Here is a 23,617-nt window from a genome sequence, read left to right on the forward strand (position 1 = left end):
ACAGTAGTTGGCCTACCCGAAGGAGCACTATGAGCACCCCCAAAACGTCCGTCGCTGCGGCGGAACCGGGCACCACCACGGGCACCGCCACCGGCGGGGAGGCTGCCGACCCACTGGCGGATGCCTTCGCCGCCGAGTTCAGCGTCCGCCCCATTCCAGCTGCGGGCCCGGTGGACACCACCCCCATCACCGGTACCCCTGCGGCCCTGGATTCGCTCGATGCGCTCTGGAAGGCGGTGGTCAACGAAACCCGGACCCGCGGCAACGACATCCACCTGCCCATCTCCCTGGCCTTCGCCGAACGGCTGTGCCGGGCCTACCCGGACGCGGATGCCCAACTGGTGCGGGTTGCCACGCTGCTGCACGACACCGGCTGGGCGCACGTTGATGAATCCCGGATCCTCTCGGAGGGATTCACGGGGGACTGGCGCAGGGCCACCATCCGCTTCGAACATGAGAAGCAGGGCTGTGAGGTGGCCCGGCGGGTCCTGCCCGGGCTGGGCTATCCCGACGGGTTTGTGGACAGCGTCTGCGACATCATCGACGGCCATGACACGCGGCCCGTAGCCCGTTCCATGGAGGACGCCCTCATGCGTGACGCCGACAGGCTGTGGCGGTTTGACCATGCCGGCATCGCCCTGGCCTCCTCCTGGTTCGGCATGGATCCCGCCACGTACACGGACAGGCTGGCCACCGAGATCGTCCCGGAACTCATCACCCAGGCTGCCGTGGACATGGCCACCGCGGACCTTTGCCGGTCCAATGCCCTGCTGAAGACGGCGGTGATCCGATGACCTCCGCCATGCACGACGCGCCGGCCCTGGCCACGCGGTCCGGCCTGGCCCTTCCGCACACCCACGTGGACACGATTTACGTGGACGGCGCCTGGCGGCCTTCCCGGGGCACCGGCCGGAACCCGGTCACCGACCCCGCCACCGGCGAAGTCTGGGGCTCGGTCCCGGACGGCACAGCGGAGGACGTGGACGCCGCCGTCGGCTCCGCCCAAAAAGCGTTCGACGGCGAATGGCCCCGGCTGGCACCCTCCGGGCGGGCCGCCTACCTGCTCCGGATCGCCGATGAGGTGGAGAAACGCGCCGATGAGCTCTCGCTGACCAACTCCCGGGAGAACGGATCCCCGGTGGCGGAATCATCCGGCGCCGCCGCCAACGCCGCCGGAATCCTGCGCTACTTCGCCACCCTGGCCGGATACCTGGAACAGGAGGACGTCCGCCCCTTCCCGCGCGGTGGCGGCGAATCGGTGGTGCGGCGGGATTCCCTGGGCGTCTGCGCGCTGATCGCTCCGTGGAACTTCCCCATCAACCTGGTGATGATCAAGCTGGCGCCGGCGCTGCTGGCCGGCTGCACCGTGGTCATCAAGCCCGCGTCCCCCACCCCGCTGTCCATCCGGGTGATCATCGACGCGATCGCCGCTGCAGGCGTCCCGGCCGGAGTGGTCAACCTGGTCACAGGCTCCGGCCGCCTGGGTGACGTGCTGGTCAAGCACCCGGGCATTGCCAAGGTGGCGTTCACGGGGTCGACGCCGGTGGGCCGGAAGATTGCCGCGGCCTGCGGTGAGCTGCTGCGCCCGGTCACGCTGGAACTGGGCGGTAAGTCCAGCGCCATCGTGCTCCCGGATGCGGACCTGGGGGCCATGTCCCGCGTGCTGATCAAATCCTCCATGCGCAACACCGGCCAGACCTGCTACATCTCCACCCGCATCCTTGCCCCGGCCAGCCGGTACGACGAAGTGGTGGACATGGTCACAGCCACTATCGCCGCCGGGAAGCAGGGCGACCCGCTGGCCCCCGATACGGTGTTCGGCCCCTGCGCCACCGAACCGCAGTACCGCACGGTGCTGGAGTACATCGAATCAGGGCTGGCCGAGGGTGCCCGCGCCACCACCGGAGGGCGCGCGGCGTCGCTGTCCGGGGGGCTGGAGAACGGCTACTTCGTGGAGCCCACGGTGTTCGCAGACGTTACGCCGGACATGCGGATAGCGCGGGAGGAGATCTTTGGCCCGGTGATCACCATCCTCAAGTACAACGACGCCGGCGGCAGCGTTGAGGAGGCAGTGGCACTGGCCAACAACACCGAGTTCGGCCTGGGCGGGCTGGTGTTCGGCAGGGACGAGGACGCGGCGCTCTCCGTAGCGGACCGGATGGATACGGGCTCGGTGGGCCTGAACTTCTTCGCCTCCAACCATTCAGCACCGTTCGGCGGGCGGCACGACTCCGGGCTGGGCACCGAGTACGGGATCGAGGGCCTCAACGCCTACCTGAGCTACAAGTCCATCCACCGGAAACGGTAGCCCTGCACCCCGTCACGCAGGGCACGTTTTCGGGAAGGGCACGACGGCGGGACCCCGGGTTTCCGGGGCTTCCCTGCCGGAGGTGGGCCGAAAGCGTGCCGTGCGTGACGCCGTCGTGCGTCTTCCTACGGCAGCCGGGACGGCCGCAGCAGGCTGGCCTCGCCGGCCCGTGCCGGTTCCAGCGGCACCGGGCTGACCAGCACTGCAGGGCCGCGGTGCAGGAGTCCGGTGGACAGGGCCCGGCAGCGGATGCCGCCGCGGCCCCGCATGGCCGGATGTGCACCGGGGGCGAGCATTTCGTTCATCCACGCGCAGGGCTGGGCATGCCGGCCGCCGTGCAGGGTCGCCGATGACCCGCCTGATTCCAGCGCAAAGTCGTGCCCCAGCAGGGGAGCCAGCTGTGCGCATCGGAGCACCACGTTCCGGCGGGTCAGCAGGGGATCGAACGGTGCGGCGCCCAACTCGGCGGCGATGGCCTCGAGGGACTCCACGGCGAACAGGGTCACCGCCGCGTCCATGTGCGCGGCCTTGCCGAAGAACCTGTCGCCCACGATGCCTTTGCCGGCCACCACCTCCGCGGTTTCCGCATCTGTGGTGGGAACGTCCGCGGCGCCATCCCGGGCACGGCCAAAGTAGGCATGCGCGGGGGACACCAGCAGGTGCAGGATCTCGACGTCGTAGCGGAACTTTTCGGGCATACGGCCAGCGTAGGCCAGCCCGGCATTGAAATCCTGCCCGCGGATGGAAGGATCAGGAACCATGAAGACCTCGCCTGCCGGCCAAGCCAGCGCGCTGCCCAGGAAACGGACGGCCCTTTTCTGGGCATCAGTGGTCTGCGCCGCCGCCCTGGCAGGGGTTGCGGTGTGGATGCTGGCCGGAAATCCCGCCGTCCTGGGCGGGCACCCCCTGCTGCCGGGCATCCTGCTCGCGGCGGCCGCCGCCGGTGTGGCCTGGGGAATCCTGCTGTGGGTCCGCCGGGATGTTCCAAGGCCCCGCTCCCGCGTCCGGGCCATCGGTGCCTGGGCCGGCCGCCTGGCAGTCCTGGCGCTCGCGGCCGGGCTGGCCTGGCTGAACCCTTTCGCCTACCAGCCGGGGCCGACGGCGGAGGCCGGGCCGGCGTCGGACCTCACCGTCACCGAATCCAACACCTCGATCACCATGTCACCCGAAGGCGTCACAAACACCAAGGGCTTGGTCTTCTATCCCGGCGCGCGCGTGGATGCCCGCGCCTACCAGGACATCCTGGCCCCGGCCGTTGGGGCCGGGTACCGGGTAATCATCCTTAAGGAACCCCTCGGGCTGAGCCTGTTGGACGGGAACCAGGCCCGCGGTGCCATGGCGGACAACCCGGACATCACCACTTGGGCGGTGGGCGGCCACTCCCTGGGTGGGGTGTCCGCCTCGTCCTTCGCACTCAACAACGCCGGCGTCGAAGGCTTGGTGCTGTACGCGTCCTACCCGGTTGATTCCCTGCAGGGCCGCAGCGGCCTGTCGGTCCTGTCCGTCTCCGGCAGCAGCGATGGCCTCAGCACCCCGGCCAAGATCGAGGCCTCCCGTGAACTGCTGCCCGGCGACACCGAGTTCGCTGCCGTCCGGGGCGGGGTGCACGCGTTCTTCGGAGACTACGGCGATCAGCCGGGCGATGGGCAGCCCGGCATCAGCCGCCAGGCCGCCCAGCAGCAGATCGCCGCCGCCACCGTGTCATTCCTGGGGCAGCTGTAGGCAAGCGTCAAGCACCCACGTAGGTTGCCAGGTGCTGCCCGGTGAGTGTGGCCCGGCCGGCCACCAGGTCAGCCGGCGTGCCTTCGAAAACTATCCTGCCGCCGTCGTGCCCTGCTCCCGGTCCGATGTCGATGATCCAGTCACCGTGCGCCATGACTGCCTGGTGGTGCTCAATGACGATGACCGACTTGCCGGAATCAACCAGTCGGTCCAGCAGGCCCAGCAACTGTTCGACGTCCGCCAGGTGCAGGCCCACGGTGGGCTCGTCCAGGATGTAGATTTCCCCGGACTCGGCCATCTGGGTGGCCAGCTTGAGCCGCTGGCGCTCGCCGCCGGACAGGGTGGTCAGCGGCTGGCCCAGGGAGATGTAGCCCAGGCCCACGTCTGCAAGGCGTTCCAGGACCTTGTGCGCCGCGGGCGTCTTGGCCTCGCCCTCGGCAAAGTAGGCCAGCGCCGCATCCACTGACATGTCCAGGACGTCGGCGATGTTCTGTCCGCCCAGGGTGTACTCGAGGACGGCGGGCTGGAAGCGGCGCCCCTCGCAGTCCTCGCAGGTGGACTCCACCGTAGCCATGACGCCCAGTTCGGTGAAGATCACGCCCGCTCCGTTGCAGGTGGGGCACGCGCCCTCGGAGTTGGAGCTGAAGAGCGCCGGCTTCACGCCGTTGGCCTTGGCGAAGGCCTTGCGGATGGGCTCCAGCAGGCCGGTGTAGGTGGCCGGGTTGCTCCGCCGGGAACCCTTGATGGCGCCCTGGTCGATCACGATCACGCCCTCCCGCTTGGCCAGCGAGCCGTGGATCAGCGAGCTCTTGCCGGACCCGGCCACGCCCGTCACCACGCACAGCATGCCGAGCGGGACGTCCACGTCAACGTCGCGCAGGTTGTTGGTCGAGGCGCCGCGGACCTCAAGGGCGCCCCTGCGGGGCCGGACGGAATCCTTGAGCCGGGCACGGTCGTCCAGGTGACGGCCGGTGATGGTGCCACTGGAACGCAGCCCGTCCACATCGCCCTCGTACACAATCTCGCCGCCGCCGGTGCCGGCTTTGGGGCCGAGGTCGACGACGTGATCGGCGATGGCGATCATCTCCGGCTTGTGCTCCACCACCAGCACAGTGTTGCCTTTGTCCCGGAGCTGCAGGAGGAGCGTGTTCATCCGCTCAATGTCGTGCGGGTGCAGGCCGATGCTGGGCTCATCAAAGACATAGGTGACGTCGGTGAGGGAGGAGCCCAGGTGGCGGATCATCTTGGTCCGCTGCGCTTCGCCGCCGGAGAGGGTGCCGGCCGGACGGTCCAGCGAGAGGTAGCCCAGGCCGATTTCGGCGAAGGAGTCGAGGAGGTCCCGCAGCCCGGCGAGCAGTGGCCGGACCGAGGGCTCGTCCAGGTCTCGGATCCATTGCGCCAGGTCGCTGATCTGCATGGTGCAGAGGTCCGCGATGTTCTTCCCGTTGATCCGTGCGTTGAGCACCTCCGGAGTGAGGCGGGTTCCGCCGCAGTCCGGGCAGGTGGCGAAGGTGACGGCCCGCTCCACGAAGCGCTTCACGTGCGGCTGCATGGCCTCCACGTCCTTGGACAGCATGGATTTCTGGATCTTGGGAATGATGCCTTCGAACGTCAGGTTGACGCCCTCCACCTTGATCTTGGTGGGCTCGGCGTACAGCATCGTGTCCAGCTGCTTCGTGGTGAACTTCGCGATCGGTTTGTCCATGGGCAGGCCCATGCCCTCAAACAGCCGGCCGTACCAGCCGTCCATCGAGTAGCCGGGAACCGTGAGCGCGCCCTCGGCCAGAGACTTCGACTCGTCGTACAGGGCCGTCCGGTCGATGTCGCTGATGTTGCCCATGCCCTCGCACCGCGGGCACATGCCGCCCAGGTAGGTCACCTGGCGGACCACGTTCTTCTCCACGCGGCCGCCCTTCTCCGTGCTCATGATGCCGCTGGCCTTGCGGGTGGGCACGTTGAAGGAGAATGCCGTGGGCGGACCGACATAAGGCTTGCCCAGGCGGCTGAACAGAATCCGGAGCATGGCGTTGGCGTCGGTGGCGGTGCCCACGGTGGAGCGCGGGTTGGCGCCCATCCGCTCCTGGTCCACGATGATGGCCGTGGTCAGCCCCTCCAGCCGGTCCACGTCCGGCCGCGCCAGGCTGGGCATGAACCCCTGCACGAACGCGCTGTAGGTTTCGTTGATCATCCGCTGCGATTCGGCGGCGATGGTGGCAAACACCAGGGAGCTCTTGCCCGAGCCGGACACACCCGTGAACGCGGTGAGCCGGCGCTTGGGCAGCTCCAGGCTGATGTCCTTGAGGTTGTTTTCCCGGGCGCCCTGCACGCGGATCAGGTCATGGCTGTCGGCAACATGCACCCCCGCCTGTGTTGTCCCTGTTCCATCGTGTGTGCTGGTGTCCGTGCTCACGGTGTCCCCCTGTTCCTGGAGCGGCACCGGGGGAGGCTGCGCTGGCAGCCTCCCCCCGGCGTCGTCCGTTATATACGTGTCTGTTTATATGCCTAGGGCTGCTGGTTGATGCGGACGGTGTTGCCGGCAGGATCCCGGAAGGCGCAGTCGCGGATTCCGTAGGGCTGGTCGATGGGTTCCTGGACCACGTCGGCGCCGCTCGCCTCCACCTTGGCGAACGCCGCGTCCACATCGGGGGAGGAGAGGACGATCGTGGCGTAGGTGCCCTTGGCCATCATTTCGGTGATGGTGCGGCGCTCACTCTCGGTGATGCCCGGGTCCACGGCCGGCGGGTGCAGGACGATGGAAACGTCCTTTTGGCCTGCGGGACCAACGGTGATCCAGCGCATGGTGCCGCGGCCCACGTCATTGCGGATTTCGAAGCCCAGGGCGTCGCGGTAGAACGCCAGTGAGGCGTCGGGATCGGTGGCGGGAAGGAAGGTTGAGGAAATGTTGATGTCCATGCCAGTCATGCTAGTAACGGCTCCACGGCCGGCGCTTCTCGATTCCTGACCGGTCTGGTGACCTGTTTCGCCACGCAGGCGGGGATCCCCGCCGTCGCGCTTTGCGCCTCCTGCTTGTAGGTGCTCGGCGGCATGCCCACCAGCTCGCTGAAGCGGGTGCTGAAGGTGCCCAGCGAGGAGCAGCCGACGGCGAAGCACACCTCGGTGACGCTGAGGTCGCCTATGCGGAGCAGCGCCATGGCCCGTTCGATCCGGCGGGTCATGAGGTAGCTGTACGGGGATTCGCCGTAGGCCAGCTTGAAGCGGCGGCTGAAATGGCCTGCGGACATGTGGACATCCCTGGCGAGGGATTCGACGTCCAGGGGCTGCGCGTATTCGCGGTCCATCCGGTCCTTGACGCGCCTCAACTGGGTGAGTTCGCGGAGGTAGGGATCGGTGGCTGGACTGCTGGTCACAGCTTTGATCGTGCTACGCGGAGGGGGTCTTGTCCAGACTGTGGAGGGCATGGGAATACCCGGCAAAAGTGCTGCCTGCAGCGGGGTATGATTATGCCGCCGGCCAGCGTAAGAGGTCCTCGCCCGAACAGGGCTCGAGTCAACGCAGAGCTGGATGATGCAGGTTCCTCCAGGACAGCATCCGGCGAAACCAAACCTTGAATTACCTCTTTAGCCCTGCCCGGATACTGCGCAGGCACCACCTTGGAAGGACGCCATGGAACTGCTGTGGGAAATTGCCGGCTGGGCAGGCGCGGTTGCGATACTCAGTGCCTACTTGGCTGTTTCCATGGGCTGGCTGAAGGCTGGGAAAGGTTTCCAGACGGCGAACCTGTTCGGCTCCGTGGCCTTCATCATCAACGGCACCCTGCACAGCGCATGGCCATCGGTGGTCACGAACGTGGCCTGGTTCCTGATCTCCGCTGTGGCGCTGGTCCGCATGCGTTCCGAGGAGGCGGTGGCCGGGCCGGCGGAGGATGCGCATGTCCAGTACCCCGGCGTCCCGGACTCCACAGGCCAGCTGGCCGTCGTCGAGGCCCTGACCGATGCGCTGCCGGTTGTCGGTTCCGCACCCGCCCTGGCAGACGGGCCGCGGCTGGCCCTTTAGGCGGCAGGACGAGTACACGATCGTCCATATAGCGAAGCGTTTATGCCATGGGAACCGGTTCGCGTCCTCCATAGCCTTGAGGGGTGACCAGCGAACCCAAAGACTCCAGCAGGATCATCCTGCCCGACGCCCCGGCCCGCCAACGCGAGATCCTCGCTGGCGGCGGCGTTGCCTGCTGGAGCGAACCGGTATGGATCGATACCTACGAGCCGGGGAAGCCAGACCGGTTTCCCCTGTTCCTGGACCGGCGGGTGTACCAGGGCTCCAGCGGCACGGTGTACCCCATGCCGTTCATCGACAGTATCGAGCCTGCGAAGAAGCCCAGGCTGTGGCAGGCCATCCACCTGGAGAATGAGTACGTCCGCCTGATGCTGCTCCCGGAGATCGGGGGCCGCATCCATATCGGCTACGACAAGACCGCCGGCTACGACTTCTTCTACCGCAACAACGTGATCAAGCCCGGGCTGGTGGGCCTGGCGGGGCCCTGGATCTCCGGCGGCGTGGAGTTCAACTGGCCCCAGCACCACCGGCCCGCCACCTTCCTGCCGGTGGAAACCGCCGTCGAACATGCTGACGACGGCAGCGTGACGGTCTGGCACAGCGACCTTGACCCCCTCCAGCGGATGCGCGGGACCCATGGTGTGCGGCTCCGCCGGAACAGTTCGCTGATCGAGGTGGAAGCCCGGCTCCACAACTGGACTGATGAGCCGCAGACCTTTCTTTGGTGGGCCAACGTGGCCGCCCGGGCGCATGGGAACTACCAGTCCTTCTTCCCCACGGATGTCCGGTTCGTGGCGGACCACGCCCGCCGGGCCATCACTTCCTTCCCGCGCGCCGACCGGCCCTACTACGGCGTGGACTATCCCGCGCTGGCCGCGGAGGGCGGCACCGCTGATGCGGACAGGCTCGATTTCTACGCCAACATCCCGGTCCCCACCTCCTACATGGTCACGGACACGGCGGACAGCTTCTTTGGCGGCTACGACCACAGCGCCGCCGCCGGCTTTGTGCACTGGGCTGACCGCAGCATCGCGCCGGGCAAGAAGCAGTGGACGTGGGGCAACGGCCCCGTAGGCAGGGCATGGGACAGGCATTTAACCGACGACGACGGCCCGTACGTCGAGCTCATGGCCGGCGTCTTTACGGACAACCAGCCGGACTTCAGCTACCTGGCGCCCGGTGAGACGCGCACCTTCAGCCAGTACTGGTACCCCATCCGGCAGATCGGTCCGGCGCACCAGGCGAACCTGGATGCCGCCGTCGCGCTTTCCCTGGCTGGTGACGGCCGAACCGTCAGCCTGGGTGTTTCCAGCACCGCCTGCAGGGAGAACGCAGCTGTTGTCCTCACCTGCGACGGCGGAACGGTCGCCACCTGGAACCCCGTCCTGTCACCCGCCCACCCGTTCACCGCCACTTTTGAACTGCCTGTGCCGGCGCAGGCAACAGACCTCACGCTCCGCGTCCTGGACGGGGACGGCGAGCTCATCTCCTGGACGCCGCGGCAACCCGTGGACAACCCGCCGGAGCCCTGGGTGGCCACCGAGCCGTTGCAGCCGCGCGCCATGGAAAGCCAGGATGAACTTTTCATCACTGCTACCCACCTTGCGCAGAACCGGCATCCCAGCAGATCACCCCTGCCGTACTTCGAAGAGATGCTGCGCCGGGACCCGCTGGACTCCCGCGCGTCCACCGCACTTGGCGCTGCCAGGTACCGGGCCGGCCACTATGAGCAGGCGCGGAAACTGCTTGGAAACGCGCTCTCCCGGCTGACCCGGCGAAACCTGAATCCGCCCAGCGGGGAGGCGGGTTACCGGCTGGGCCTGGTCCTGGAACGCCTTGGCCTTATGGAGGAAGCCCGGGACCGGTTTGGGAAGGCCGCGTGGGACAGGGCGTGGGCGCACCCGGCGCAGCTGGCGTTGTCCCGGCTGGCCCTCCACTCCAGGCAAGCCGCCCAGGCGCTGCAGCACGCTGACGCCGCATTGGCCCTGGAAAGTTCCAGCCCCGAAGCGCAGCACCTGCGGTACCTGGCGCTGGAACAGCTGGGGTGCCGGGTCGAGACCGCACAGCTGCTCCGGGACATCCTGGCCGCCGACCCGCTGGACCCCGTGGCGCTGGCGCTCGCCGGAACGCTGGACGTGGCGGATCCAAAGACCAGCCTCACGGTTGCCTGCTGGCTGGCCCGCGCCGGGCAGTGGCAGCGTGCCCTGGACCTCACCGCCCGGAAGGAGACTCCGGATGCGTTTCCGGCCTTCGGCAATCCAGGGCCGCTCCGCCACTACCTGCGCGCCAGTTGGCTGGAGGAACTGCTGGATCCGCAGGCGGCAATGGCCGAACGTGCCAAGGCCCGGCGTGCGGACACCGTCTATGCCTTCCCCTACGGACTGGACGACTATGACGCGCTGCACCGCGCCCTGGAGGCCGACCCGCGCGACCACGTGGCGCACGGGCTCCTGGGGTGCTGGCTCCTGGACGCGGGACGGACCGCGGATGCGCTGGCCCACCTGGAACGGTCCACGGAGCACGGTAGCGAAGACCCTGTGGTCTGGCGGAACGCAGCGCTGGCTGCCTTCAATACCGGGGGAGATCCCACTGCCGCCGACCGCTGCTTCGAGCGTGCCCTGGAGCTGAGCCCGCAGGATGCCCGGCTCGTTTTCGAGCGTGCCGTGCTGGCAGGTCTGCGCGGCCTGTCCGCGGACCAGCGGATCGCGGACATCGAGCAGCGCGGGCCTGCCGTCCTGGCCCGGGACGATCTTGCCGTCCTGTACGCGAACCTGCTCACCGACGTCGGACGTTGCGGGGATGCCCTGTCCCTCCTGGCCTCGCGCACCTTCCTGCCCTTCGAAGGCGGTGAGGGACTGGCGCTCGCCGCGTACGATCGTGCCGCCGTCCGGCAGGCGCGGACGTTGGTGGAGCAGGAGCCGACGGCGGCGATCGCCTTGCTCCGGGAGGGCATCGAGGCTCCGGCGAACCTGGGCGAGGGCCGGCATCCGGGGGACAGCATGGCTGAGCGCTTCGTGGTGCTGGGTGACGCGCTGGAGCGTGCCGGGGATGCCACCGCTGCCCGGGAGGCCTGGATGATGGCCGCCCGGCGGGGCAATCCGCTGGCTGTGGATCCGGGCCCGGTGGGGCCTGCCGACTATTGGCGCGGTATTGCCTGCGCCAGGCTGGGCTGGCTGCAGGAGGCGGAAGCCATGTGGCATGACCTCGAAGCCCGCGCCGCTGAGCTGGCGGCCGCTCCCGCTGCGCCGGACTACTTCGCCACGTCGCTGCCGGAGTTGCTCCTGTTCAATACAGACACCGCAGCATCCCGCGGCGCGGCGGCGTCGTCGCTCCGGAAGCTGGCCGCACAGGGCCGCCTGCTGACCGGGCCCGTGGAAACGAAGGAAGAGGTCTCCCTGTGAGTGAGGAATTGCGGTACCTGGGGTCCGGAACCATGGAAGGTAACACGCGCACCCTGACCGGAGCGCCGCCGTCGCACCTTCCACCCCGCCTGGCCATCACCCTCTGGGACTTCTCCTGGTACACCCGCGCCGAGGACGGCGGCCCATACGCTGACCTGGACGCGGCATGCGCCAAGGCGGCGGACCTCGGGTACAACGCCATCCGCATCTGCGCCGCGCCGCTGCTGCTTTTCGGCGGCCTGGGGCTGGATGCGCTCGCGGAGGACCTGGAGATCGAAGGGCTCGGCACGGCTCCCGACGGCGGAATCTACGGCCGGGGCACCCGCTGGTACGACGCGCCCGGCGGCTACCGGCTGGACATGCGGAAGCGGCTGCTGGACCTGTTCCACGCCGCTGACCGGCATGGTCTGGTGGTGGTCCTGGCCAGCTGGGAGTACCAGCAGTCACCGGTGTTCGCGGCCTCCCCGCGGTGGTTCCAGGCCATCGACGCCGTCCCGCTGGCGGACCGGTACCGCGTCCTGGCGGACGCGTGGGACAGGCTGATCCGTGCGGTCTCCGACGCCGGGTACCGGGACCGCATCGCCTTGGTGGAGCTGCACAACGAGGTGGACTTTTCCATCCTTCCGGCGCTTGACGACGGCGGTAGCGGGCAGGTGCAGCGGCTGCGGCGCCTGCACCCCGACCTTGTGGTGACGGCCAGCTACGGCAAGCCGCCGCACCTGGCCATGCATACGGTTCCGGACGGCCTGGGCGCGGCGCAGTTCCATGTGTACAGCTACGGCGTGCTGGACGCGCTGCAGCAACAGATCGACATCCGCTCCGAGGGAACCAGCGGCTTTCCCAACGCGTCGCTGCGGGCGCTGCTTCAAGCTGACGCTCCGTCCTTTGCTGACTACGGCCGGCTGGCCGAGTGGAAATACCGGGCCACGGTGGTCACGGACCAGATGTTTTACGGCTACGACTGGATCGATCCGGCCGCGTGGGACACCTGGTTGTACAACGGGTATGGGCCGTACCGGGAGGTGATGCTGCGCGAGATCGAGTCCCGCGTCATTGCCATCGCCGCGTGGGCCCGCTGGAAGAATGTGCCCGCCCTGGTGGGTGAGGGCTGGATCGGGTACACGCCGCTGCACGGGGCATTTGAGGAGGGCCCGGTGGGGCGCCACCTGGCCGAGCGCGGTATCCGCACCGCGCTGGAACATGGCGTGTGGGGCATGGTGCTGTGCTCCAACGCGGCGCCACACCATCCCATGTGGGCTGACGAAGAGTGGCAACGCCGCATGAACCACCTGATTCTCACTGCCCCCGCCAACTGAAGGATGCCTTCAATGCCTGCCCACAACACCGCTGTTGAACTTCTGGCTGCCGTCCCCCGTCCATTCGGTGCGCCGCTGCTGCTGCCGGCCATGAGCAACACGGAGGACGTGCACAGCAGGTGGCGGCTCACCAGCCACTACCTGGAGTGCAACGGACGCCCGGCCATTCCGGTGTCCGGTGAAATCCACTTCAGCAGGCTTCCCCGCACCCGCTGGGAGGACCGGCTCCGGCTGATGAAGGCGGGCGGCATCACCGTGGTGGCCTGCTACGTCTTCTGGATCCACCACGAGCCCGTCCAGGGGGAAGCGCGGTTCGACGGCAGCCTGGACGTCGCCGCCTTCGTCCGGCTGTGCGCGTCCCTGGACCTGGACGTGGTGCTGCGCATCGGGCCGTGGGCCCATGGCGAGGTCCGCAATGGCGGCTTCCCCGACTGGGTCCAGGCGGCCGACGTCGAACACCGCACCAACGATCCGCGCTACCTGGCAATGGTGGAGCGCTGGTACAGCCTGGTTGGTGCCGAGCTGCGCGGGCTGACGGGGCCGGACAGCAACGTGATGGGCATCCAGCTGGACAACGAGCTCTACGACCAGCCGGGGCACATCACCGAGCTGAAGAAGCTGGCCCGTGCTGCGGGGCTGAGCGCTCCCGTATGGACGGCGACCGCGTGGGGCGGGGCGGACATTCCGGAAGGCGACGTCCTGCCGGTTTTCGGTGGCTACGGCGACGGGTTCTGGGTGGATGCGGATGCGCCCTGGGATCCCACCTTCCGCCAGCACTATTTTTTCAGCCATCAGTGGGACGATCCGGGCATCGGCGCGGACCTGCGCGAACATTTCCCGGGCGCCGGGGCTGAACCGCCGCGGTCTCCCTCTGCCCTCTATCCGCCGGCCACCTGCGAGCTGACCGGCGGCATGGCCACCGCCTACCAGCGCCGGCCGTGGCCCCAGGGCAGGGATGTGGCGGCCGTTGCCAACAACAAGATCGGCAGCGGATCCGGCTGGCAGGGGTATTACATGTTCGCCGGCGGGACGAACCCTGCGGCCGGTCTGCAGGAGTCGCAGGCGACGGGGTATCCCAACGATCTTCCGGTGTTCGACTACGACTTCCATGCGCCCGTTGGCGTGTCCGGACGGCTGGAGCCAAGCTTCGGGCTGCTGCGCCGGCAGCACGCGTTCCTCGCCGCCTTCGGGGACCGGCTGGCGCCGATGCCGTCCACGCTGCCGGAATGGGTGCCGGCAGGGAATGGGGACGCGGAAACGCTGCGGTGGGCCCTGCGTTCTGATGGGGTTTCCGGGTTTGTGTTTATCACGTGGCACCAGCCGCATATACCGCTTCTGGAATATACCGGTGCGCAGTTCCGCCTGATGTTGGCCGACGGTCCGCTGACCTTTCCCGCCGCGCCCGTGGACGTCCCGCCCGGCACCATCGCTGCGTGGCCGGTGGACCTTGATGTTGGTGGGGTACGGCTGCTGTGGGCCACGGCGACGCCGCTGACCGTCCTCGATGCCGGCGCTGTGCCCACCCTGGTCCTGGCCGCCGAGGCCGGGATCGGTATCCAGATCTGCCTGCCGGAGGGGACCCTGTTGGAAGGGCCCGCTTCTGCGCTCGCTGGAGGCGCCTATGCCGTTGATGCCTCTGCGCCGGTGACGCTGTCGGCGGCGTCTGGCCGGGGCGCCCTCAGGATCCTGGTTCTGCCTGCGGTGCTGGCGGACGAGGCCTGGGTTCTGGAGACGCGGCGCGGCAGGGAGCTGGTCTTGTCGGCAGAACCGGTGTGGGTTGACGCCGGCGGGCTGCTGGCGGGAAGGTCGACGGCGGCTCCCGTGGTCAGGAGTTACTCCACCGTGGCCGGTTGCTTCGAGGACGTGCCTGTCCAGGCCGACCTTATGGAACTGGGACGCCAGCCGGTACCAGTGGAACGCATCCGCCCAGCGATGCCCGTTCCTGCGTCCTTCGGTTCCCGGTCCGGCCGGGCCGCAGCCCCGGACGACGAAACGATCGCGCGCCTTGCAGCGGCATACCGGCTGGAGCTGCCGACGGCGGGACCAGCCGCCGGGGGGATCGCGGAGGTGGAAATCGCCTGGGCGGGCGACGTTGCCCGTCTTCTGGTGGACGGCCGGGTGGTGGCGGACCGCTTCTGGGACGGCTCCCCGTGGGTCATCGACATCGGTGACGCGGGTATCCGGCCGGGGTCCGACGTCGTCCTTCAGATCCTCCCGCTGGCCAAGGCAGCCAAAGTGGGCGTGCCGGCAGCCGCGCAGCAGCGGCGTGATGCTGCGGACGGTGACCTGATCGCGGTCGACCGGGTGTACCTGGTCCGGTGGACTGATTGGCGGGAAGCCCCTGCCTGAGTCGGTTCTTCCGTCGTAGGATGGACATTTCGTGACGGAGGGAGCCGAGGTGGAGCGGGCGCACGGATTTCCCAACCAGCGGCTGGTGGTGGTGCCACGGCCGCTCGTGCGCGAGGCGCTCACCCGCCCGATAACCCGCCACCTGGTGGTCACCGATGCCGGCGTCTTTCCCGCCGCGAAGGACCATGGACGCTACCGGCCGCAGGGCACCGAGGAAACCATCGTCATTCTCTGCGTCGCCGGACGCGGGTGGGTGGAAACCGCCGCTGCCCGGACCGAGGTAGGAAAGGGGACCGCCGTCGTGCTTCCCGGTGGGACCGGCCAGGCGCATGCGTACGGTGCCGCCACGGACGACCCATGGACGATCTGGTGGTGCCACGTCCGCGGAACCGATGCGGCGGAACTGATTGCGGAGGCCGGTGTGCGGGCTGACCGGCCCCTTCTTCACCTGCTGGCCGTGGACCGGTTGACGGCGATGCTGGATGAGATCATCACGGCGCTGGAGAAGGACCAGTCGCCGGCGCGTCTGGTGGCGACGGCAGGGATGGCGTGGAAGCTGCTGGCCACCCTCGCGGTGGACCGCCGCGTCCCGGAAAAGGGGACGCCGCTGCAGCAGGCCATGAATTATTTGGAGGAACGGGTGGACGGGGCCATCCGGCTGGCTGATCTTGCCGCGCTGGTGGGGGTGTCGTCGTCGCACCTCAGCAAGCTGTTCCGGGAGGCGACGGGCGGGGGAGTCCTTGCCCACCACACTGCCCTGAAGATGGCCCGGGCCCGCCACATGCTGGATACGACGGAGCTGACCATTGCGCAGGTGGGCCGGGAAGTGGGCCTGCATGACCAGTTCTACTTTTCCCGCCAGTTCCGCCGGCTGCACGGTGTCAGCCCCAGTGCGTACCGTGCGGAGCGGAAGGGGTAGGCGCTGTCCGGGCAGTTACAACAGGGGATGCCCTTGGCTCTCCGGATCTCCGGCGCGGACGGTGGCGCGGTCCACGATGTCCTGCGCAACCGCGTAGACCTTGCGGTTTGTGTCCTGGCTTAGCTGGCTCATGAGCTCGTAGGCCTGATCCGCGGTGACACCGGTGCGCCCCATCAGGACGCCCTTGGCCTGTTCGATGACCGCCCGGTTGCGAGCCGATGCGGCCACCGCCTCGGTGGCGAGTTGGTGCCGGTCCGTGTGGATTGACGTCGTGAGGTCCACCACCACTCCCCAGACGCCAATCGGTGTGGTTCCGTCCAGGATGTAGTCCGCAGAGTAGAGCAGTTTGTGCTGGCGGTCCTTGCGGTCCCGGATGGACACATAGATGGACGCGGGGCCGCCATTGGTGGCCACGTGGTCCCAATAGGCTTGGACTTTTGCCCGGTCTTCAGGCTCGATGTGGGGAAGCGCCATGTCCATGGAGGGGACTACCTCGCCCCGCTCGTACCCGTACATGCGGTACAGCCCGTCCGACCAGCGGAAGATGCCGTCCTCGAAGTAGTACTCGACGAACCCGGTGGGGCAGTTGAGGAAATCGTTATGCGGGACGTTCCCTGGCATGGATCCTGGGTACTCGCTGCTGGAAGTCACTGGTGGGCCGTTCGACGTGCTATACCTGGTTACCCCCTGAACCTGGCTTGGAAGGATCAGAATATAGCAGGGGTCAATCCTGCGGGGCGTCCGCGCGAGGACCCGGTTTGGCGATGCCCTGACTCTGACTTCCCGACGCGCCGGCGTGTCGTAACTCAAAGGATTTATTGGACTTCGGTACGTGTTGCTGATCGTTCGGGCATGACTGGTTTTGTGCGATTCGCGACGACGATGATGGCTAAAGCGACGAGCGTGAGGGCTGCGCTGGTGAGGAAGATACCTCGCTGACCGACAACTGTGAGGGAGCCGACGGCGATGATGGGCCCGGAGACGATCGCACCTATCCTGCGGGTATTCATGTACAGGCCGGTGGAGAGTCCTGGCCGTGGGATCATCTGCTGGAACAGCGGCAAACCTACCCCGGCGATGCCGGCGAACGACCAGGCGTTCAGCAGTTGCAGTGCGAGCAATGGCAGGGGGCCTGTTGCTGCGCTTAGGCCAAGGTAGTAGGCGATTCCCGCGATGCAGCTGGTGATAATCAGGCCCAGCTGCGAAAACCGGCCCGTGAGCCGGCTGACAAGGAGCAGGGCCGGCACTTCAAGAGCAGCGGCGACCCCGAGGGCAATGCCAGCCCACATCACGTCCATCTGCAGCGTGCCGGTCACGTACAAGGTCATGACGGTCATAGCGGTGGCGTTGGTCGCCTGTAGCAGGACGAAAGCGGCGGTGATCAGTACGATGTCCAGCCGGCTCACGGACAGTTCGGCCGACGTGGGGGCCTTTTGTGCTTCGTCCCCTGCAGTACCACCTGCACATACGGCTGCGCCACGGGCCTTGATCATCATCGCTGTTGCCGCCACGTTGAGCACTGCGACCGCTGCAATGGCCAGCAGCATGGCCCGGTTGCCGAACGAGCCCATGATGAAGGTTGCCACGGGTGGTCCGGCCACCCAGGCCACCGAGATAATCGCACGGGTGTTAATGACATCGGAGGGGCGGCCACCTGAATGACGGAGGTGGGCGAACAGCAGCGAGCTTCCCACACCCGCCGGTCCGCCGATAACCACCAGGGCGACCGTTGCAGTTGGCAGGGTCGTTGCAAAACCCAGAACTACAGCCAGCAGCAACGTCAGCGCCCCGCAGGCGAGCATCGGGCCCAGATAGTCCCTTTTCTTGTCCGCGTAGGCGGGCAGCAGCAACGAGGCGATGAACCCGCCGACGTTGTAGACGCCGAGTACCCAGCCCACCTCGGCCGTCGTGGCCCCGTAGAGATTGACAAGGATCAGCGCCAACGCGGGGCTGAGGAAGGCTAGTTGGAGGCCCCACAGTAGGGCTGACGATGGCACGAGTAGCTTATGCACGGGCAGGATTCTTTCGCAGTGCGTTCCGAGCGGTCGTATGAAAATCAGGTTTGAGTGGGGTCTGGTACTGGTCGGGTGTTAGGGGCGGACGGCTACTTTGAGTGCTTGGCAGTCAGCCATGGTCTTGCACCCGGCCGGGACATCGCCAAGGCCGGTGGTGCGGTCAAAGGCTTTTGCCTAGGTCGAGGGTCGTAGTTCCGCCCCGGGCCAGTGCTTCCTTCTCGGACGGTTTTGACGTTAGGTAGGCTGCCCCGGGTGTTGTGTAGGGCAATGGACGCTAGGGTCGCCCTCAAAATTCGGGTCGCGTGCGACAGTTGGTTCACACTAGCCGGGACTGAAAATTCTGTTGCTCCTCAGTGCCCGAAGCCCGGAGGTTGGGGTCGTGTTCCCGAACGGCCGCTGCGTGTGCGATATGCGCGGCCGTGAACGCGCCTGCGGCTTCGCCGTCTCCCCGTTCGATGGCATCGAGAATTTGCTCGTGCTCGTGCTGTAGTTCCGTGGCGTCCTTGGGGCGCCGCCAAACGGTGGCTCCCGGTGTAAATCTCGACCACAGCAGCTCGATGTACTGGAGGACCAAGGGTGACGACATCTCGTAGATGGCGAAATGGAATTCCCTGTTCATCTGCGACAATTCCGCCGGTGTTACCTCGGGATCCGCTACAGCCGCTCTCAGGGCGTTGTTTTTGGCGCGGATGCGGTCGAGTCCTTCCGGAGTCATGCGTTCTACCGCCATCTGGGCGGCCACGGCTTCCGCTGCAGCCCTGATCCGGTATAGGTCACGTGCGGTGTCGGGTGTCAGTTCGCGAACTGACGCACCCTTGTGCTGGGAGTATGTGATCACGCCGTCGGACTCCAAAAGCCGAAGTGCTTCCCGGACAGGGGTGGCACTGACGCCGTATCGTTTTGCCAGCACAGTCTGCTTGATCAGTTCCCCTGGCTGGATGACGCCGTTTGCCACGTCCTCCTTGAGTCGAGCCGCGACGTAGGCGGTCCGACTTTTTGGCGGGGATATGCCTTCAACTCCGTTGGCCACGGGAACTCCTTCTTCTTTCAGCAGACAGGTTTCTATCTTCTGTACTCAATAGTCTGTCAGGCTTCTTCACACTTGCGAAGGAGCGTCTAGAAAACAATCATAGACAACACTCTATAGAGTATGTAACGTAGCTCACGTTGGTGAGTGCGACGGGGCCTCGTGAGTGCTTCGGAGTCTGCGCTTGCTGTTCTAGACGACATGGAGAGCAATTTGATGGATCAAGCACGTTTGACTTTGGATGTAGCCGAGTGGGTAGTGGACCAGCAGCGGAAGTTGTTGCCAGAGGACGTTAGCCACCATGTGCGCCGGATGATTCTCGACCACCTTGGGGGAGTGGTTGCAAGTTCAGTGGGGCCTGTTGCAGCGGCCGTTCACACTCATGTCCGCAGGACATATCCGGGGACTTCGGCTACTGCCATTGGCTTCGGGCGATCCTCAACGTTGGGGGCCGCGCTCCTGAATGGTACAAACGGGCACGGAATCGAGGCGGACGAGGGGTATACGCCTGGGAGCATGCACCCTACATCCGTGATTCTTCCGGCGGTCTTCGCGGTGGCGCAGGAACGCGATATTCCGGCTCAGAAGATCCTCACTGCTGCGGCCATTGGCATGGAGCTTTCCTGCCGAATCGCGGATGCGGGTCATCCTGCGACGCGGAACAGGCATTTTCACAACACGGCGATAGCAGGCGTTCTGGGGGCAGCTGCAGCTGTGAGCGTTCTCCTGGATCTGGATGTCAACGGTGTTGCCAACGCTCTGGGGATTGCGGGTTCCCACGCCGGTGGTCTTTTTGAATTCCTTGGTCAGTCTGCCGAGATTAAGCGGGTGCATCCGGGAAAGGCGGCACGTGACGGGATCGTCAGCGCTGATCTTGCACAGGCCGGGTTGACTGGTCCCACGACTGTGCTTGAAGGAACGGACGGCTATTTCGCTGCATTTGCCGGTGCCCCGGGGACAGACTGGTTCCCGGGTACGGTCCGGGATGGCCTCGGCGAGAAGTGGGTGATCCTTCAGACGTATGTCAAGCCTTATCCTTGCTGCCGGCATCTCCACGGCGCGATCGACGCCGTCTTGGACCTGAGGCAGAAGCACGGGATCGATCCAGAAAATATCGAATCCATCGAAATCGGCACGTTCACCATCGCGACGAGGCATGCCGGCAAAAATGTTGGCAAAACCCTTGAAGCCCAGCTCAGCCTGCCCTTCACGATAGCGGTCGCGCTTCTCCACGGTGGCGTCACCTTGACCGACTTTGGCGAAGCCGTCAGGTCTGATCCCAAGATACTCAGCCTCATGGAGAAGGTCAGCGTGCATCTGGATGAGGCTGCCGATGCTGCCTATCCGAAGACCGGTCGCCCTGCCGCTGCGACCATTCGCTTGAAGGATGGATCGGAGCTCAGCCACCGGGTGGAGCAACCGTATGGCGAACCCAGCAACCCAATGTCGGACTCGGACCTGGAGGGAAAGGTCCGCGCCCTCGTGGAGCCCGTCATCGGTGTTGACGGGGCAAAGCGGCTGATCGAAGCTGCCTGGGACTTTTCGGGGCTGGGTTTCCTGGACGAGATTGATCAGGCCATTACGTCCGTGTCCGCAGCAACAACTCCCTGAACCTCAACGAAGAGAGAAGGATTTTTCATGGAAGTCAAGGTCCGCAACCTCAAGCTCACGTACGGAAAGCATATTGCCGTGCGGAATCTGGATCTTACGATCCCTGACGGTCAATCGGTGGTCCTCTTGGGGCAGTCCGGGTGTGGCAAGACAACGACAATGCGTTCCATCGCCGGCCTGGAGAGCCCCTCAGCAGGCACGATCTCCATCGGCGACTCCGTGGTGTTTGACGGAGAAAAGGGCAAAGTAGTCCCTGCCTTCAAGCGTAACGTCGGCATGGTTTTTCAGTCTTATGCCGTCTGGCCGCACAAGACAGTACTGGAGAACGTCGCCTTTCCGCTCAAAATGAAAGGCGTTGGAAGAAGCGAGCAGAGACGGCAAGCGATGGAGGTCCTGGACGTCGTCGGTCTGGCCCATCTGTCCGACCGGGGAGCAAGCATGCTCAGCGGTGGCCAGATGCAGCGTGTGGCTTTGGCCCGGTCCATGGCAATGTCCCCCAGTGTGCTGCTTCTCGACGAGCCACTGTCCAACCTTGACGCACGCCTGCGGGATGACCTGCGTGTTGAGTTGCGCAGAATCCAGGTTGAGCAAGGTCTCACCAGCCTGTATGTGACACACGATCAACAGGAAGCCCTTGCGTTAGCTGACTGCATCGCCATCATGCAGGACGGCCGGATCACCCAGCAAGGAACGCCGGCAGAGATCTACGGTTCACCCGCCAGCGCCTCGATCGCCTCCTTCTTGGGAGTCACTAACGTCTTCCCAGTCGAATCCCACGGCGATCACTCCACGGTCAAGCTGAGTAAATACGACATGGCTCTGCGCACCGCCAAACCCTTGCCGGCAGGGCTCTCAAGCGCATGTATCCGGCCGGAACACGTCCTTGTCACCCCAGAAGGCCGCCGGGCCGGTGAAAGTCCGGTCCATCAGATAAATACATTCCCAGGCACCGTCGATGTGGCGGTCTTCCAGGGCGCCTCACTTCGTTGCAGGGTAACTCTCGCGACCGGGGTAAGCCTGGACGCAGTATGCCCCCCGGTCTCAGCCGGAACCTTGACGCCGGGGGCACGGGTGAACGTACAGATCGACCCGGAGCACGTACTCGTCCTGCCGGACGACGTCATGGATACGGACGCGGAAATGGTGGCAGCATGAGCGCGCTCCTGGACCCGGCCCCGCCGACAGTGGCCACACCACCGGCAGCCCCTACACGCGCCCGAACCAGGAAAATCGGTGGGCGAAGCAGGTGGGCCAGTCTTCCATTGCTGATCATTGTGGGCTTTCTGGTCCTGGTGCCGGCAGGTTTCGTCCTTCTCGCTGCCGTCAGCAAAGATGTTCCCCGTCCTGGAAACATCAACCTTGACCTGACCTTGCAGAACTTCAAGGTCCTGGTCGAAGGCGGAGTATTGGGCGCCACTTTGAATTCAATAGTCATCGCGGTCTTCGCTACTGCGGCTGCCCTTTTGATTGGTGGATCTCTCGCATTTCTTTGTGCCCGCACGAACGTCCCCCTTAAGGCTCTCGTTTTTTTGATCGGGCTAATGCCCATCTTCCTTCCGTCGTACGTTGGGGCATTGTCATGGTCGATTCTGGGCAGCCCCAAGGCGGGACTGCTCAACGTCGCCCTGCACGACCTGGGCTGGAACATTCCCGTCAACATCTACTCCATGCCCGGTGTCATCATGGTCATGGCCATGTACTACGCCCCGTACGCATTTCTGCTCATCCACGGGTCGATGTCCATGATGAACCCCGACCTGGAGGACGCCGCCGGCGTTCACGGTGGCTCCACTTGGAGCACCATCCGCTCCGTGACACTTCCGTTGGCTCTTCCGGCAATTCTCGGGTCCGGGCTTCTTATTTTCATCCACGTCCTGGAGAACTTCCCGGTCTCACAGGTTCTCGCGACTCCGGGCCAGATCGACACACTTCCGACGTTCATCTACAGGCTTATCAATACCTCACCGTCACGCGGTAACGAGGCGGCAGTAGTGTCCGTCGCGCTTGTCGCGGCAGTGATCGTGATAACTCTCCTTCAGCGCCGGCTTCTTTCAAAGCGTTCATTCACCACCGTTTCCGGAAAGGGCGTCAGGGCGCGCACCCTGTCGCTTGGAAAATTCCGCATCCCGGCCCTCCTGGCAGCACTGCTCTACTTCCTCCTCGCCATCGTGTTGCCGGTACTGGCACTCCTGCTCTCGGCCGGACGCAAATCGCCCTATATGCAGTCCTTCGCAAGCCTCAGCAAGCCCGGCGCTTTTGATTTCTCCTCATTCACCCAAGCGGTGACCTCAGATCTGTTCGTCACGACAACTGCCAACAGCATCTTTGTTGCGCTCCTGGCAGCGGCCGGAGGTACCGCGCTGGCGTTCCTCGTCGGATACACCGTTTACCGAACGCAGGCCGTCGCCCGGGGCGTCCTTGAGTCACTGTCCATGGTGCCCTTGGCGATCCCCGCCGTCGTGCTCGGCGTGGGGCTGCTTTGGACCTGGCTCGTGATGCCGGTTCCGATCTACGGAACGCTATGGGTTCTGGTCATCGGCTTCATTGTCGTCCAGATGCCCCAGGCTTTCCGGGGGATTGCCTCATCGATCCAAGCGACCGATAGAGACCTGGAGGACAGTGCCGTTCTGCTCGGGGCCCGACGATCGCGCGCCGTGTCGTTCGTTACTTTGCCCCTGCTGCGGGTCTCGGTCTCTTCCACTTTCCTGCTGCTGCTGATGCTCAGCATGCGCGAAATAACCGTCCCGCTCTTTCTCTACACGACCAACACGCGGATCCTCTCAATCGCCATCTACGACCTTTTCGAAAACGGCGGTGCCCTAAGGGATGCCTCGGCAATGGCGCTTATCTATTGCCTGATCATGTTCGCGCTGAGCTTCCTGCCCAGGTTGTTCGGAGCCAAACGCGTTGCCGCCAACGTCTAAAGACCTTTGAC

18 protein-coding genes are annotated in these 23,617 nt (G+C 65.8%); 11 read left to right on the top strand and 7 right to left on the bottom strand.

Features of this window, described 5'->3' with window-relative positions; genetic code table 11:
• Positions 1-29: 29 nt before the first annotated feature.
• Both ACTAQI_RS17150 and ACTAQI_RS17155 read left to right on the top strand, forming a co-directional pair.
• Positions 30-794, top strand: a complete 765-nt coding sequence (locus ACTAQI_RS17150; protein ID WP_457947450.1) for an HD domain-containing protein — start codon at positions 30-32, stop codon at positions 792-794.
• The gene (locus ACTAQI_RS17155) at positions 791-2,308 is read left to right on the top strand and encodes an aldehyde dehydrogenase family protein (protein ID WP_457947451.1); all 1,518 of its coding nucleotides are present in this window, start codon (positions 791-793) and stop codon (positions 2,306-2,308) included. The genes ACTAQI_RS17150 and ACTAQI_RS17155 overlap by 4 nt, the downstream gene beginning before the upstream one ends.
• Positions 2,309-2,433: 125 nt before the next feature.
• Here the strand turns inward: ACTAQI_RS17155 and ACTAQI_RS17160 are convergent, their stop codons facing one another.
• Complete coding sequence (locus tag ACTAQI_RS17160) at positions 2,434-3,006, bottom strand: MOSC domain-containing protein (RefSeq protein ID WP_457951092.1); 573 nt, start codon at positions 3,004-3,006, stop codon at positions 2,434-2,436.
• A 61-nt stretch (positions 3,007-3,067) separates the two neighbouring features.
• Here ACTAQI_RS17160 and ACTAQI_RS17165 point away from each other — a divergent pair, with 61 nt between their 5' ends.
• Positions 3,068-4,030 (top strand): alpha/beta hydrolase, encoded by a 963-nt coding sequence (locus ACTAQI_RS17165; RefSeq protein ID WP_457947453.1) that lies wholly within the window; start codon positions 3,068-3,070, stop codon positions 4,028-4,030.
• Between the two features lie 7 nt (positions 4,031-4,037).
• Here ACTAQI_RS17165 and ACTAQI_RS17170 read toward each other — a convergent pair whose 3' ends face one another.
• From ACTAQI_RS17170 to ACTAQI_RS17180, 3 genes are all read right to left on the bottom strand, one after another.
• Complete coding sequence (locus ACTAQI_RS17170; RefSeq protein ID WP_457947455.1) at positions 4,038-6,440, bottom strand: ATP-binding cassette domain-containing protein; 2,403 nt, start codon at positions 6,438-6,440, stop codon at positions 4,038-4,040.
• Positions 6,441-6,532: 92 nt separating this feature from the next.
• Complete coding sequence (locus tag ACTAQI_RS17175; protein ID WP_457947456.1) at positions 6,533-6,952, bottom strand: VOC family protein; 420 nt, start codon at positions 6,950-6,952, stop codon at positions 6,533-6,535.
• On the bottom strand, positions 6,949-7,398 hold the full coding sequence (locus tag ACTAQI_RS17180; protein ID WP_457947457.1) for a helix-turn-helix transcriptional regulator: 450 nt from the start codon (positions 7,396-7,398) through the stop codon (positions 6,949-6,951). Before ACTAQI_RS17180 ends, ACTAQI_RS17175 begins: the two co-directional genes overlap by 4 nt.
• A 256-nt stretch (positions 7,399-7,654) precedes the next feature.
• Here ACTAQI_RS17180 and ACTAQI_RS17185 point away from each other — a divergent pair, with 256 nt between their 5' ends.
• The 5 genes from ACTAQI_RS17185 (at position 7,655) to ACTAQI_RS17205 (ending at position 16,029) form a co-directional block, all read left to right on the top strand.
• On the top strand, positions 7,655-8,044 hold the full coding sequence (locus ACTAQI_RS17185; RefSeq protein ID WP_457947458.1) for a CBU_0592 family membrane protein: 390 nt from the start codon (positions 7,655-7,657) through the stop codon (positions 8,042-8,044).
• An 83-nt stretch (positions 8,045-8,127) separates the two neighbouring features.
• Positions 8,128-11,445 (top strand): DUF5107 domain-containing protein, encoded by a 3,318-nt coding sequence (locus ACTAQI_RS17190; protein WP_457947460.1) that lies wholly within the window; start codon positions 8,128-8,130, stop codon positions 11,443-11,445.
• Positions 11,442-12,761, top strand: a complete 1,320-nt coding sequence (locus ACTAQI_RS17195) for a cellulase-like family protein (RefSeq protein WP_457947461.1) — start codon at positions 11,442-11,444, stop codon at positions 12,759-12,761. Before ACTAQI_RS17190 ends, ACTAQI_RS17195 begins: the two co-directional genes overlap by 4 nt.
• Before the next feature lie 12 nt (positions 12,762-12,773).
• Positions 12,774-15,110, top strand: a complete 2,337-nt coding sequence (locus tag ACTAQI_RS17200; RefSeq protein ID WP_457947463.1) for a beta-galactosidase — start codon at positions 12,774-12,776, stop codon at positions 15,108-15,110.
• Between the two features lie 31 nt (positions 15,111-15,141).
• Positions 15,142-16,029, top strand: a complete 888-nt coding sequence (locus ACTAQI_RS17205; protein WP_457947465.1) for an AraC family transcriptional regulator — start codon at positions 15,142-15,144, stop codon at positions 16,027-16,029.
• Positions 16,030-16,044: 15 nt separating this feature from the next.
• Here ACTAQI_RS17205 and ACTAQI_RS17210 read toward each other — a convergent pair whose 3' ends face one another.
• The 3 genes from ACTAQI_RS17210 to ACTAQI_RS17220 all read right to left on the bottom strand — a co-directional run bounded on the left by ACTAQI_RS17210 (position 16,045) and on the right by ACTAQI_RS17220 (position 19,074).
• Positions 16,045-16,650 (bottom strand): PAS and ANTAR domain-containing protein, encoded by a 606-nt coding sequence (locus ACTAQI_RS17210; protein WP_457947467.1) that lies wholly within the window; start codon positions 16,648-16,650, stop codon positions 16,045-16,047.
• 194 nt (positions 16,651-16,844) lie between these two features.
• A complete protein-coding gene (locus tag ACTAQI_RS17215; protein WP_457947469.1) occupies positions 16,845-18,041 on the bottom strand; it encodes an MFS transporter in 1,197 nt (398 codons plus the stop codon).
• Positions 18,042-18,360: 319 nt separating this feature from the next.
• The gene (locus tag ACTAQI_RS17220; protein ID WP_457947471.1) at positions 18,361-19,074 is read right to left on the bottom strand and encodes a GntR family transcriptional regulator; all 714 of its coding nucleotides are present in this window, start codon (positions 19,072-19,074) and stop codon (positions 18,361-18,363) included.
• A 213-nt stretch (positions 19,075-19,287) separates the two neighbouring features.
• Here ACTAQI_RS17220 and ACTAQI_RS17225 point away from each other — a divergent pair, with 213 nt between their 5' ends.
• From ACTAQI_RS17225 to ACTAQI_RS17235, 3 genes are read left to right on the top strand one after another with little or no spacing between them, the layout of a single operon-like run.
• On the top strand, positions 19,288-20,682 hold the full coding sequence (locus tag ACTAQI_RS17225; protein ID WP_457951093.1) for an MmgE/PrpD family protein: 1,395 nt from the start codon (positions 19,288-19,290) through the stop codon (positions 20,680-20,682).
• A gap of 27 nt (positions 20,683-20,709) precedes the next feature.
• Complete coding sequence (locus tag ACTAQI_RS17230) at positions 20,710-21,837, top strand: ABC transporter ATP-binding protein (RefSeq protein ID WP_457947473.1); 1,128 nt, start codon at positions 20,710-20,712, stop codon at positions 21,835-21,837.
• Positions 21,834-23,606: an ABC transporter permease gene (locus tag ACTAQI_RS17235; RefSeq protein ID WP_457947475.1), complete on the top strand. Its 1,773-nt coding sequence runs from the start codon at positions 21,834-21,836 to the stop codon at positions 23,604-23,606. Before ACTAQI_RS17230 ends, ACTAQI_RS17235 begins: the two co-directional genes overlap by 4 nt.
• Positions 23,607-23,617: the final 11 nt, after the last annotated feature.

The organism is Pseudarthrobacter sp. alpha12b, from assembly GCF_054130495.1.